Raw genomic sequence first — 13,550 nt, 5'->3', positions numbered from 1 at the left:
AACTCCTTAGTGCGGGGGTAAAAAACCGTGGGGGCTGCGAGGAACGGCTCAGGTCAGGGCCGGGGTGGAGATAAAGACATTTTTGGTTTCGGTGAACGAGTCAAGGGCGTCCGGGCCCAATTCGCGGCCCAGTCCGGACTGCTTAAAGCCGCCGAACGGAGTGGAGTACCGGACCGAGGAGTGTGAGTTCACCGAGAGGTTTCCGGCCTCAACACCGCGCGCTACGCGAAGGGCCCGGTCAACGCCGGAGGTCCAGATCGAGCCGGACAGGCCATAGTCGGTGTTGTTGGCGATCCGGATCGCATCCGACTCGTCGGTGAACGGCACCACGGTGACCACCGGCCCGAAGATCTCCTCCGTGAACGACCTCGCGTCCAGTCCGGGAGTGAGCACGGTAGGCGGGAACCAAAAGCCCGGCCCGGAAGGGGCCTGTCCCTGGAAAGCGATCGGGGCGTTCTCCGGCACAAAACCCGCGACGTTCCGGCGCTGGGCGGCGGAAATCAGCGGCCCCATGCTGGTCCTTTCATCCGCGGGATCGCCGACGGTGATGGCCTTGACGGCGGATTCCAGCAGTTCCATGAAGCGGTCGTAGACATTGTGCTGGACGAGGATTCGGGACCGGGCGCAGCAATCCTGGCCCGCGTTGTCGAAGGCACCCCCGGGGGCCGCAGCGGCGGCCATCTCCAGGTCGGCATCGTCAAAGACGATGTTGGCGCTTTTGCCGCCGAGCTCAAGGGTCACTCGCTTGACCTGGTCTGCGCATCCGGCCATGATTTTCTTTCCCACTCCGGTGGAGCCGGTGAAGACCACCTTCCGGACCGACGGATGCGTCACAAACCGTTCGCCGACGACCGAGCCCTTGCCCGGAATGACTTGGAAGACATCGGGCGGGATGCCGGCCTCCCGGGCCAGCTCGGCCAAGCGCAGCGCCGTCAGGGGTGTCATCTCCGCAGGCTTGAGCACCACGGTGTTGCCCGCGGCAAGCGCCGGGGCGAAACCCCAAGCCGCGATCGGCATGGGGAAATTCCAAGGCACGATGACACCCACAACGCCGAGCGGCTCGTGGAAGGTGATATTCACTCCGCCGGCAACCGGAATCTGTCTGCCGAAGTGCCGTTCCGGTGCGGCCGAGTAGTAGTTCAGCACATCGCGGACGTTGCCGGCTTCCCAGCGGGCGTTGGCGATGGTGTGCCCGGCGTTGCGGACCTCGAGCCGGGCCAGGTTCTCCAGGTCGGCGTCCACTGCGGCCGCGAAGCGCCGCAGCAGTAGCGAGCGGTCCGCCGGAGCAACGGCACGCCAGGATTCGAAGGCTCCGGCTGCACGGGCGATGGCGTCGTCGACTTCGGCCAGGCCGGCCAGCGACACCGTTTCGAGCACTTCCTCGGTGGCGGGGTTTATAACGTCGAATGTTGTTGCGGTCATAGCGAAGACATCTCATTTCGATTGGCGCGATAGCTGCCCGCGGCCTGGACAAAGCCGCTGAAAAGCCGCAGGTCATTCGGGTTTTGCTCCGGGTGGAACTGCACTCCCAATACCCAGCCCGAGGCGTCGGCGGCTTCCAGGGCCTGGACGGTCCCATCCGTTGACGACGCTGTGACGCGGAGGCCGTCAGGAACCACATCCATGGCCTGGTGGTGGTAGCACGGGGCCGCTGCAGCATCGCCGAGCAGTGATTGGATCAGGCTGCCCCGCGCTGTGGTGAACGCGGCTTCGCCAAACACCCCCGGTGCGGGCTGGTAGTTGGCCGTCGGGTTGGTGTCCGGCAAGTGCTGGTTCAGACTGCCGTTCAGGGCCACGTTGAGGATCTGGGCTCCCCGGCAGATGGCAAACAGCGGCAGCCCGCGCTCGAGCGCTGCCCGCGTCAGGATGGTGTCGTGCTCATCGCGCAGTGGTTGGGCCACTGTCCGGGGGTGTGCGGGCGCACCGTAGCGGACCGGGTCCACGTCCGGGCCGCCTACCACAATCAGCCCGTCCACAAGGTCCAGGACGGTCTCGTCGGTGCCCAACGGCGGCAGCAGCAGCGGCGTGCCGCCAGCTGCCACCACCGCCTCCACGTAGGTGCCCGGGATGATGGCAGCTGGGGCGTTCCAGACGCCCCAGGATGCGTCCTGGTAGTAGCTTGTCAAGGCAATCCGCGGCCGGTAGGTTTCAGAGCCGTTCGAAGCCACGGACACGCTCCCAGTCTGTGACGGCGCTGTCAAAGGACCTCAGTTCGATGCCGGCTGCGTGGACGTAGTGATCCACCACGGCGTCGCCGAAGGCTTTCCGGGCCACGCTGGACTCGGCGAGCAGATCACGGGCGTCGCGGAGGTTCGTCGGCAGCCGGTCGGTGTCGGAGGCGTAGGCGCTGCCCTGAATTGCCGGACCCGGTGTCAGCCGGTTTTCCAGTCCGTGGATCACGGCGGCGATCAGTGCAGCGGCAGCCAAGTAAGGATTGAGGTCCCCGCCGCCCACGCGCATTTCGGTGCGGAGGCCGCGTCCGTGGCCCACCACCCGGAGGGCGCAGCTGCGGTTGTCCAGGCCCCAGGCAATGGCGGTGGGGGCAAAACTTCCCTCGACGAACCGCTTATAGGAATTGACATTGGGAGCCAGGAAGTAGGTGAGTTCCTTGAGCGCCTCCAGCTGGCCGGCCATAAAGTGCTCCATCACCGGGCTGAAGCCGTGCTCGCCGTCGCCGGGCAGGACGGGGTTGCCGGCAAGGTCGGTCAGGCTGAAGTGGATGTGGCAGGAATTTCCTTCGCGCTGGTCGTACTTGGCCATAAAGCTGATACTTTTGCCCAGCTGGTCCGCGATTTCCTTCGCGCCGTTTTTGTAGAAGACATGCTTGTCGCAAGCCTTGAGGGCTTCATCAAAGCGGAAGGTGATTTCCTGCTGCCCGAGGTTGCACTCGCCTTTGGAGGATTCGACAACGAGTCCAGCCGCTTCCATGTTGGTGCGGATAGACCGGATGACCGGCTCCAGGCGGGCCGTGGCGAGCAGCGAGTAGTCGACGTTGTACTGCGTGGAGGCATTGAGTCCGTGATAGTTCTTCTGCCAGGCCTCGCGGTATGAGTCGTCGAACAACAGGAATTCGAGCTCCGTGCCCATGTGGGCGCGGTAGCCGAGTTTCTCCAGCCGTTCCACCTGGGCGAGCAGGATCTGGCGCGGCGAGGCGACCACCGGTGACTTGTCCGCCCACATGATGTCGCACAGCACCATGGCCGTGCCCTGCTGCCAGGGAACCCGGCGCAAGGTGGAGACGTCCGGCAGCATCACCATGTCGCCGTAGCCGGTGTCCCAGGAGGACATTGCGTACCCGTCGATGGTGTTCATCTCGACGTCGACTGCGAGCAGGTAGTTGCAGCCTTCCGCGCCGTGGTCCAGCACGTCCTCCAGGAAGGACCGAGCGCCGCAGCGCTTGCCCTGCAACCGGCCCAGGGAATCGGTGATCGCCACGATCACGGTGTCGACCGCTCCGGAGGCGACGTCGGCCCGCAGTTCGTCGAGGGTGAGCTGGGCGTTTCTGCCGTGGTTTGGGGATGCTTCATTCATGGTTGCTCCGCAACGTTGGTTCTTGGCATGGGGTGTGGTGATTGTGGGATTGCTACTTCAGTTCCGCCTCGGCGAGGGCCAGCTTGGCGAATTCCTCGTCCGGGGATCCGGTGACGATGCGGTGCCGGCTGTAGAACCAGTAGTAGGCAATGGCCGCGGCGAAGATCGTCGCGGTGATCGAGGCGGCGAAGACGTCCACAACGAAGGTGGCGGCGACGGCGACGGCGGACAGGACCAGTGCAACGGAAGTCGTGGCGATGCCTCCGGGAGTACGGTAGCCGCGTTCCAGTTCCGGTTCCTTGATCCGCAGCACGATGTGGGAAAGGTTCAGTAAGACGTAAGAGACAGTGGCGCCGAAAACGGCGATGTTGATCAGCAGCGCGCCGTTCTGGGTGATGGCTGCCAGCAGGAAGCCGACGGTGCCGGGAACAATGAGGGCCCAGTACGGCGTCCGGCGCGCGCCGGTGAGGGACATCCACTTGGGGAGGTACCCGGCCCGGGAGAGGGCGAAGAGTTGGCGCGAGTAGGCGTAGATGATGGAGAAGAAGCTGGCGACGAGCCCGGCAAGTCCTGCATAGTTGATGAAGTCGGCAAGCAGGGTGTCGCCGCCGTAGGCGAGGCGGAGGGCTTCGGGCAGGGGGTTGTCCGAGGTGCTCATGGCTTGGGAGCCGGCCGCCCCGGGGACCAGGACCAGCATCAGGGCGCCGAAGACGACGAGGATGATCACTGCAACGATGATGCCCTTTGGCATGTCCTTTTTCGGGTCTGCGGATTCCTCTGCGGCCAGGGGAACACCTTCGACGGCAAGGAAGAACCAGATGCCGTAGACAAGGGCGGCCAGGATGCCGCTGATGCCCATGGGCAGGAACGCGCTGGAGCCGGCGGACCCGTCCGGCACAATATCAAACAGCTTGGCCGGGTCGAACTTCGGCAGCAGCCCAAAGACGGCGGCGACGAGGGCGACAACGGCAACGGCGGTGATGCCGAACATGATCTTCAGCGCTTCGCCGACGCCGCGGAGGTGTATGCCGATAAAGATTACGTAGGTGAACAGATAGACCGGCCACGAGTTGGTCAGCCCGAACAGGCCGAGCGCTTCGATGTAGCCGCCGATGAAGGTGGCGATGGCTGCCGGCGCCACCGCGTACTCGATCAAAACCGCGACGCCGGTGGCGAACCCACCCAGGGGGCCCAGGGCCCGGCGGGCGAAGGCGTAGCCGGCGCCTGCCGTGGGCAAGGTAGAGGAGAGCTCGGCGAGCCCGAACACCATACAGGTGTACATAATGCCCATCAGGACGAAGGCGATCAGCAGACCGCCCCACCCGCCCTGGGCGAGTCCGAGGTTCCAGCCGGCGAAGTCACCGGAAATGACGTAGGCGACCCCCAGCCCGGCGAGGAGCACCCAGCCGGCGGCCCCGCGCTGGAGGGTCCGGTGTTTGAGGTAGTCGGCCTCGGTGCTTCTGTCTGCGCCGGCCGTACCGGCGTCGTGATCTGCTGATTTCATGCGTTTCCCTTTGAGAAGAGGAGTGTCGCCCGAAGTTCCAAAGGACTGTTATCAGTCCAAGCGCACGATTATCAGTGTGGTGGGCTGCATCACATACGTCAAGGTTTTCCCGGAAAAACTCTAGATGTCAGGGGCGTAATGGATCGGAAACTTAACTTTCGAGGCACCTAAATGTAGGCTCACGGTAGATATATGTGGTGTGGCAGATCGAGGGGTTGAGCTTGACCGATTTTTTGTTGCAGCGGCCGTACTCGATGCTGCGCCCGGTCCGGGGCGGGAACGCCTTCGAGGAAACTATTGAGCATATTCTCCAAACAATTAAGCTGGGCATCTTCGCGCCCGGCGACAAACTGCCTCCGGAGCGTGAACTGGCCGAGCAGCTGGGCGTTTCGCGGGCCACCCTGCGCGAAGCGTTGGGTGAACTGCAGTCTGCCGGCTACCTGACCGTCCGGCGCGGGCGGTACGGCGGGACGTGCATCTCGGAAAATCCGGTCCTTGCGGAGCCGCATGGAAACCCGCGGCTGGACCCCGCCGATGTCCATGATGTGCTGGTCTTCCGAAGGGTCATCGAGCCGGCAGCGAGTGCATTGGCAGCCGAAGCTGACTTGTCGGCGGCGGCGAGGGGCCACCTGCGGCACTGCCTGGCGGAAGTGTCCGCCGCTCCGGAATCAAGCTACCGGCCGCGGGATGCCCGCTTCCATATTGCGATCGCCGAACTGACCGGGGCGCCCAGTCTCGTCGGCGCGGTGGCCGAGACGCGGTCCAGGCTCAATGATCTGCTGGACAGGATCCCGTTTTTGAGCACAAACCTGGAGCACTCCAACACCCAGCACGCAGAGATAGCGGACGCCATCCTGCGCGGCGATGCGGTGGCGGCGGAAGAAGCCACAGTTGAACATCTGGAAGGAACGGGAGCCCTGCTGCGCGGCTTCCTGTCTTAAGGGGCCCGGTCAGCGTAGGGCGGTGACGCCGCTTTAGGCGCTTCGTCTGTCCTGTGCAGCCGCAGCCTCACGGTCGGCCATCCCGGCGTCGTCCGCTGAAGGAGCGTGGTAGCGCTGGCAGCGGTTCCGGCCGCCATGCTTGGCGGCGTACAGCGCACGGTCCGCGCAGGAGAGCAAGCTATGCGTGCCGGCCTCCTGCAGTTCGCAGACTCCAGCGGAGACCGTGATGGACCCGACGCCGTCGAAAGGCCGGGACGCGATGGCCGCGCGGGCACGTTCCGCGGCCTCCAGTGCCTCGGCTGCGTCGCTGCCGGGCAGCAGCCAGACGAACTCCTCGCCGCCGAACCTGGCGACGATCTCGCCCTGGCGGGCAACCCGGCGCAGTCGATCGGCGACCTCGGAAAGAACGGTGTCGCCGGTGAGGTGGCCAAAGGTGTCATTGACCCGCTTGAAGTGATCGATGTCCAGGACCACAGCGCTGAGCGGCGTTTCGCGGGTCCGGGCGAGCTCCACCTCCCTGTCGAGGTATTCCTCCAGGGCCCGCCGGTTCGGCAGCCCGCTGAGCATGTCGGTGCTTGCTTGCCGTTCCAGGCTCGCGCGGGCCTCGGCGTTGGCGATGGCAATCTCCACAAGCTCGGCAAATTGCGCGAGCCGGGCCAGTACTGACTCCGTGAGGGCCGTGGTGGACTTCGATGTCAGGGCGATGACGCCCCACAGTGAACCGTTGACCCGAATGGGTGCTGCAGCGGTGGACCGGAATCCGCCGGCAAGCATCTGCTCAGAGGTGCTGCCGCCATCGGGGCCGTAGGTGACGAGGGCGGGCTTTCCGGTGACAGCGACCCGGACGGTGGCCGAGGCATCGGTGGCAGCGAAGATGTGTGTGCGGCTCAGGGTAGGCGGAAGCACGGGTGCCATCGCCACGACTTCAGCGGACGTGGGGCCGGTGAAGCGCGCCACGGCGGCCGAATCGACATCGAAAAGGGTCCGGACAATGGCGGCGACCTGGCCTGCGATGTCCGCCAGGGCCTGGCTCCGTGCCACGGCGGTGGCGATTTCATGCAGCGCCGCCCAGGTGTCTTCCTGCTGCCGGCGGGCGGTGACGTCCACGGCGACGACCATGCCGGCGGCATCGTCGTCGGAGACGACCGGGCGGGCCGTCAGAAGGTACTGGCGCTCGCCGATGGTCCGTTTCCAAGTGACTTCCTCGCCGGCAAGGGCGGCGCGGTACCGCGGCTCCAGTTCGTGGGCCAGCCCTGCACTGACGGCGTCATGGAGAAGTCGGCCCTCCATGGCTTCAGGGCTATAGCCAAATGCTTCCAGCTCCTGCCCCTCCGCCACCAAATAGCGCAAGTCCGCATCGAACAGAAGTACAAAGACCCCGGGAATGCTGCGGGCCAGTGTCCGGTACCGGTCCATGTCGCGCTGCTGGCGTCGCTCGGCCAGGACCCGCTCGGTGATGTCGGTGACGAGCACAAAAAAGCCCTGGACGCCGCCGTCCCTGAGATCCGGAACGTAGGATGCCTGGGCGTATCGGGTTGTGCCCGAGGCGTCCACCAGGGTCCGGTCAAAGAGCTGCGGTTCACCGGTGAGCACCTTTTCGATGTACGGCCGGTTCGCGGCGAAGAGCTCCTCGCCGAGCAGGTCCCGGATATGGAGTCCGTGCATCTGCCGGGGATCGACCTTGAACCACTCACTGTAAGCGTCGTTGGCGAGACAATTGCGCAGATCCTTGTCCCAGTAGCCAATCATTGCGGGAATCCCGTTCAGAACTGCCTGGATCAGTTCCGGCAGTTCCGGCAGCGGCGCCGGGATTGCCTGATCCCGGTTGAGAGGACTGCGAGTAGTCATTTTCCTAGTATCCACGGCCTGGCCGCGCAGGGAACAACTGTCGCGGACATCGGAGGATCCAACCGGACCGCTCCAGGGCGCGGACCGGAGGCGTCCCGGACGACAAACGCCCCTCCCGAGGAAGCCTCGAGGGGGGCGTTTGTGGTCTTGGGGAGAGCGTGGCGGCCGGCTGGCCGGTGCTGCTATCCGGAGTACTTAGAGCGGGCGGATGTTCTCAGCCTGCGGGCCCTTCGGGCCCTGGGTGACGTCGAACTCGACCTTCTGGTTCTCGTCCAGCGAGCGGTAGCCGCTGCTGGCGATTGCCGAGTAGTGGGCGAAAACGTCGGCTGACCCGTCATCCGGGGCAATGAAGCCAAAACCCTTTTCGGCGTTGAACCATTTAACTGTGCCAGTAGCCATGCCATATCCTTCTGAAATGCTGATGATCTCCGGCGGCCCGGAGGCCAACGGCTGCGGAGACATTCGTCCGCTGTTGCCCAACCTACGGGGCGCGGGCCCGTGGTGCAAGGGCCCAACGGGGGCATTTCCCCGAACGCGTGCATGAGAGCCGGGGCAATATGAGCAAAATCCCGGTGGTAGTCCACCCGCAACGACGCTGGCATGCTCGCGGGTGCTTGGCCGCGCTCCCCTGATGGCGAGGCTGGACACGGACTCGGCCCGCCCTCCCACCCCGCGCTGCGGGTGCAGGTCTCTGCCCGGCCGCTGGCGAGCGGGCACTCCGTCCGCAGCCGGTAATTCGAACGCGACCACCCGCGTCAGACGGACCCGTAAAGCGCGATCAAGTCGCGGCTGATCTGGTACGGCGAGGTCTCACTGGGACTGTGCCCGCCCCGGTAAACCGCGATGCGAGCGCCAACCGACTGAGCGAAATTACGGTGCAATGCGAGCGGCCATAGGTCGTGCTCGCCCACGGCGACGAATTTCGGCAGCGATGCCGCGCCCAGTGCCGCCCTCACATCGGGTGCATGCTGCAACAGCCCGAAGATGTCCGCGACCGAGCTCCGGCGGGTGAAACGGAACCGGTGCTTCACGAATCGGATCCGGTTGGGCCGAACGTGGATTACGTTGGCCCGGATGCCCCAGATCATCACCGCGGCGCCGATCCGCGGGCTGGCCCAGCGGCTGAAGCGGCCAATGCGCTGGATCCCGCGAAAGCTCTGCCCCGGCTCCGGCGGGCAGCTGAGCAGGGTGAGGCTCCGGAACTTCGCCGGACACCGCGTGTACGCGAGCTGGGCGATGATCGCGGCGAACGAGTACCCGACGACGTGAGCGGGACCTTCGACAGCATCGAGCACGGCAAGCAGGTCATCGACGAAAAGGTCGTAATCGTAATGGGCGCGGGGAGGCGTCAGATGCTCGGGGCCAGCGGCGGCCGAGTCATACTGGCCGGCGATGTCGTAGCTCTGGACAAAATACCCTGCCCCGGCCAGTTCGGGCAGCATCAGGACAAAGTCTTCCTTGGAGCCCGTGGCCCCGGGGACCAGAAGCACCCGCGGGCTCCCCGGGGTGCCCATGGAGAGGGTGGTCAGCGGTCCGCTGGGGGCCGCAAACGAGCCACGCACGGCTCCGTCGGGCACTGCAGCCCAATCGACGTCGCCCAGGGCGGCATCACGACGGGCTGCCTCGTCGATCAGCGCCGACCCGAAGCCCTCTGGCTCCCGATCATCCCGGGCGTTGCGGTCAGCAGACACCATGGAATAAACATAGTCCTGCGGATACGGACGGGCCGGGATACTCCGGGCCGGGGTCCCGCTGGGCCTTCACCAAGTGCATCAGCACCGGCCGGGCCCGCACCATCACGGCTCCTCACGGATGGTGCCGGCGGCGCCGTCGACCGTGACCAATTGGCCGTTCCGCAGCCGCGTGGTCACGTCGGGAACACCGACGACGGCCGGGATGCCGTACTCCCGTGCCACCACGGCCCCGTGGGAAATCACCCCGCCCATTTCCATGACGAGGGCACCGGCTGTCAGGAACAGCGGCGTCCAGCCGGGGTCCGTGGAGGGAGCGACCAGGATCTCACCGGGCTCCAGGTGGGCGCCGACAGGGTCCAGGATCACCCGCACCCGTCCGGTGGCCGTTCCGGCCGAAGCCGGTGTCCCGGCCAGCGCGCCGGACGGCGGCGCTTTCGCCAGCAGGGCGGCTTCCACGTCAGTACCGTCAGAAAGCAATAGCCGCGGGATGCGCCGGCGCCGCAGCTCGGTGTTGTACAGCCGGCGGCGGTCCGCAATGAGGCCGTGGAGGTCGGCGCCGCGCAGGCCCACCCGGATTTCGTCGAAATCGAGGAAGAAAACGTCCTCAGCGGCCCCGATGGTGCCAGCCAACACCATGTCCGCGCCGATCTGTACCAGCTGCCGGTGCATCTCGCCGAGCACCACCACAATATTGAATTTAGGCAGTTCGCGCAGTCCCGCCAGTTGCCGCACGCGGCGCAGGCAAAGCTTCAGCGCCCGTGCCCGCCAGGGGCTCCGTGTCCGGGTCCGGTCCACAAGGCTGCGAATCCGGGCCTCCGCGTGCTCGGAGGCCCGGGCGAACTGCCGGTCGGGAGCTTGCTCCGGGTCATCGACGCGCAGATAGTTGGCGATCATGCCGAGGATGTGGCCGGGCTCCTCCGACCAGCGGGGCATGCCGACGTCGATCTCCGCTACGGCGCGGTGGCCGTAGCGGGCCAGGAAGCCGCGCACCCCGGCCTGGGCCTGCGGTGGCAGCTTCCCGGCGAGATAAGCGGCGGACAACTCCGAGGGGTGGTCGGCCAGGAACATCCCGCGTGACACCGGATCGTCGGCGATGGACACGGCGAGGCGCCAGAGTTCCAGATCCATTTCGGTGGTGACGTTGTGCGGGAGCCCGCGCAGGACAGCTTCCAGCTCCCGGGGCGGCGCAATGCCGCGCAGCAGCCGGCGTGCCACCGCCAGCATGAGGTAGCCAGTCGACGGGCCCGGCAAGGTGGCCTGGATGAGCCCGTTGATCGTCCGGTGGAGGATCAGCTGGGTGTGGTCGAGCCGCTGGAGGGCGCTGGCGGGTTCGGCGAGGCTGAGGCCGGCCTCGAGCCGGGTTCCGTACCTCGTCGCCCGGCGCAGTTTTGCGGCGGGACGGACTGCGGCCCGGACCATGGCGGGAACCAGCTGTGCGATGAGACCGAGGCCGGCTGCGCTTTCGGATTCTTCCGAGTGCCGGCGCGGTGACGGGAGGCTGCGGGCGGTCCACGCTCTGCGGAGGGACTGCCGGAGGGGGTTCCTGGCCAGGCCAAACCTCGGATCCTCAAGCAGGGCCGGGAGGACCGCGCCGGACCGGCCATCCGCGAGGGGGAGCATCCGCAGCAGATAGAGCCGGCCGGATTTGGTGCGGACCAGGCTGGTGAGGTCCACGAACATCCGCAGCCCCGGGTTGGCGTACCGCCAGGGTCCTTTGCTGTTCCGCATCGCCTCGAGGACAGTAAGGCCCATCGGCGTGATGGGCCGGGTGAGGCCTTGGAGCAGGGTGCCGCAGAGGTACAACCGGATCGGGGCCGCGGCGCCGGCCGCCGCATCCCCCGGGGCGGGCTCAGGCAGCGGATACAGGGTGGTGATCGGGCGCGACTGGGTCAGCCAGACTTTGCCGCCCGCATCGATCGCCCACTCAATGTCCTGCGGCATTCCAAAGAGGCGCTGGACGCCGTCTCCCAGGGCGGTGAGCTCCTGCAGTTGCGGGCTGGTCACGGCCGGTTTGCGGCCCGGTTCCGCCCTTGCCGGCGTCCGCGCCACGACCCGGGCGGACGAGGTCTCCAGTACGAACTGGTCCGGGTTGACGGCTCCCGAGACCACAGCCTGGCCTCCGCCCGGGCTCGCGTTGATGACGGTCTCAGTCCGGGTGCCCGTCACGGGATTCGCGGTGAACAGCACCCCGGCCGTGGCGGCGTCGACCATGGCCTGAACGACGACGGCGAGCCCCACCTCGCGGTGGCTGATCCCGGCGGCGGCGCGGTAGGCCACCGCCCGCTCGCTCCAGAGGGAAGCCCAGCAACGCCGGACAGCCTCGACCACGGCGTCTGCCCCGACGACGTCGAGGTAGGAGTCCTGCTGGCCGGCGAAACTGGCGAACGGCAGGTCCTCCGCCGTGGCCGAGGAGCGGACCGCGACCGGCAGGGCGCCGCCCATTCCCGCGTAGGCGGTGCGGATGGCGGCGTCCACAGCGGCCGGGATTGGCGCCTCCGCGATCAGCATCCTGGCCCGGGCTGCGAGGCTGCCCGGGGCCGCAGCACCGGCGCCGGGGCCGTCCGCCGGATCGGAGCGCGCCGCGTCGAGTGCGGCGGCGAGGGTGCCCAGCACGTGAGGCGCTGCCAGCTCGTAGGCAACCGTTGTCAGACAAAACCCGGGTGGCACCGGCAGCCCGGCGGCCACCAGCGTGCCGAGATTCAAGGCTTTCCCCCCGACAAGCCGCAGGGGTTCCGTGCCGGTCCCGGCGAGGTCCAGCACGAGCGGATCATTGGTGGGACGGTGCGCCGGCGGGGCGTCGGGTGCAGGATCCATGGCAGGCCCCCAAGGAAAGTCCGTGACGGTGGCGGATGCTGATGTGCTTCACGCTAGACCGGACTCTCGGGCAGAACAAGAGCCCGCGCGCTGTCCCGGCCCGCCGCCGTCGGGAATGTTTCTAGGGCGTCAGGAGGACCTTGATGGCACGCCGTTCGTCCATGGCGCGGTAAGCCTCCGGGGCTTCCTCCAACGGCATGACGACGTCGAAGACCCGGCCGGGGTTGATGGTGCCGTCGAGGACGTCGGCCAACAGCTCCGGGATGTAAGTCCGGGCCGGAGCCATGCCGCCGCCGATGGAAATGTTGGTGTCGAAGAGGTATCGCAGCGGCACCTCGCCGCCGCCGGTAGGGACGCCGACAAATCCCAGTGCGCCGCCCGGCCGGGTGCTGTGCAGGGCCTGGTCCATGGACTCCTTTGTCCCGACACACTCCAGCACGGAATCGGCCAGCACTCCGCCGAGAAGCTCGCGGACTTTGGCGACCCCGGCGTCCCCGCGTTCCTCCACAATGTCGGTGGCCCCGAATTCCCGGGCGATGGCCTGCCGGTCGGCGTGGCGGGACATCGCGATAATCCGCTCCGCGCCGAGCCGTTTGGCGGCCAGCACCCCGCAGAGCCCGACGGCGCCGTCGCCCACCACCACGACGGTCCGGCCGGGCCCGGCCTGCGCGGCGAGGGCCGCATGGTGGCCCGTGGCCATGACGTCGGACAGCGTGAGCAGGCTCTTCCGGAGGGCGTCATCGGGCTCGATGATTCCGGGAACTTTGACGAGGGTGGACTCGGCCAGCGGGACGCGGACCGCCTGGCCCTGACCGCCGTCGATCGCGTGTCCGGTGTCATCCTTGCCACCCCAGCCGGCGAGATGGTCACATGCCACGGTGACGCCGTTGAGGCACTGGGGGCACGTCCCGCAGCTGACCACGAAGGGGGCGATGACGAGGTCGCCGACGGTCAGGTCCGTCACGTCGGCGCCGACGCTCTCAACGGTCCCGATGAACTCGTGCCCGATCGGAGTGGGCCGGCTGGTGGGCCGCACGCCCCGGTAGGGCCAGAGGTCGGAGCCGCAGACGCAGGACGCGGTGACTTTCACGACGACGTCGGTGGGCAGTTGGACGGTGGGGTAGTCGCGGTCTTCGACCCGGATGTCTCCGGGGGCGTGGATGATCGTGGCGCGCATGGGGCTCCTCGCGGGGGATTGGCGGGTGTGGACCGAGTTTA

General features: G+C 66.9%; 10 protein-coding genes. 1 reads left to right on the top strand and 9 read right to left on the bottom strand.

Annotated features, from left to right (window positions below; all coding sequences use genetic code 11):
• Positions 1-48 precede the first annotated feature (48 nt).
• The 4 genes from RCH15_RS13905 to eat are packed head-to-tail and all read right to left on the bottom strand — an operon-like array spanning position 49 to position 5,035.
• Positions 49-1,422 carry an aldehyde dehydrogenase family protein gene (locus RCH15_RS13905; protein ID WP_326961260.1) on the bottom strand — a complete coding sequence of 458 codons (1,374 nt, stop codon included), beginning with the start codon at positions 1,420-1,422 and terminating at the stop codon, positions 49-51.
• On the bottom strand, positions 1,419-2,174 hold the full coding sequence (locus RCH15_RS13900; RefSeq protein WP_326961259.1) for a gamma-glutamyl-gamma-aminobutyrate hydrolase family protein: 756 nt from the start codon (positions 2,172-2,174) through the stop codon (positions 1,419-1,421). The genes RCH15_RS13905 and RCH15_RS13900 overlap by 4 nt, the downstream gene beginning before the upstream one ends.
• Positions 2,149-3,531 (bottom strand): glutamine synthetase family protein, encoded by a 1,383-nt coding sequence (locus RCH15_RS13895; RefSeq protein ID WP_326961258.1) that lies wholly within the window; start codon positions 3,529-3,531, stop codon positions 2,149-2,151. Before RCH15_RS13895 ends, RCH15_RS13900 begins: the two co-directional genes overlap by 26 nt.
• A gap of 52 nt (positions 3,532-3,583) precedes the next feature.
• Positions 3,584-5,035: an ethanolamine permease gene (eat, locus tag RCH15_RS13890; protein WP_326961257.1), complete on the bottom strand. Its 1,452-nt coding sequence runs from the start codon at positions 5,033-5,035 to the stop codon at positions 3,584-3,586.
• Positions 5,036-5,256: 221 nt separating this feature from the next.
• On the opposite strand from eat, the gene RCH15_RS13885 reads away from it, so the two are divergent.
• Entirely contained in the window at positions 5,257-5,976 is a 720-nt protein-coding gene (locus RCH15_RS13885) for a FadR/GntR family transcriptional regulator (protein ID WP_326961256.1), read from the top strand.
• Between the two features lie 33 nt (positions 5,977-6,009).
• Here RCH15_RS13885 and RCH15_RS13880 read toward each other — a convergent pair whose 3' ends face one another.
• The 5 genes from RCH15_RS13880 to RCH15_RS13860 form a co-directional block, all read right to left on the bottom strand.
• Complete coding sequence (locus RCH15_RS13880) at positions 6,010-7,824, bottom strand: sensor domain-containing diguanylate cyclase (RefSeq protein WP_326961255.1); 1,815 nt, start codon at positions 7,822-7,824, stop codon at positions 6,010-6,012.
• A 195-nt stretch (positions 7,825-8,019) separates the two neighbouring features.
• A complete protein-coding gene (locus RCH15_RS13875; protein ID WP_013599688.1) occupies positions 8,020-8,223 on the bottom strand; it encodes a cold-shock protein in 204 nt (67 codons plus the stop codon).
• A gap of 356 nt (positions 8,224-8,579) precedes the next feature.
• On the bottom strand, positions 8,580-9,518 hold the full coding sequence (locus RCH15_RS13870; protein ID WP_326961254.1) for an alpha/beta fold hydrolase: 939 nt from the start codon (positions 9,516-9,518) through the stop codon (positions 8,580-8,582).
• A 102-nt stretch (positions 9,519-9,620) separates the two neighbouring features.
• Positions 9,621-12,332 (bottom strand): PEP/pyruvate-binding domain-containing protein, encoded by a 2,712-nt coding sequence (locus RCH15_RS13865; RefSeq protein WP_326961253.1) that lies wholly within the window; start codon positions 12,330-12,332, stop codon positions 9,621-9,623.
• A gap of 121 nt (positions 12,333-12,453) precedes the next feature.
• Positions 12,454-13,509: a zinc-dependent alcohol dehydrogenase family protein gene (locus RCH15_RS13860; RefSeq protein WP_326961252.1), complete on the bottom strand. Its 1,056-nt coding sequence runs from the start codon at positions 13,507-13,509 to the stop codon at positions 12,454-12,456.
• Positions 13,510-13,550: the final 41 nt, after the last annotated feature.

It is taken from the genome of Arthrobacter sp. MP_M4, from assembly GCF_035984855.1.
Lineage (GTDB): Bacteria > Actinomycetota > Actinomycetes > Actinomycetales > Micrococcaceae > Arthrobacter.
This window is presented reverse-complemented; position numbering and strand designations above follow the sequence as displayed.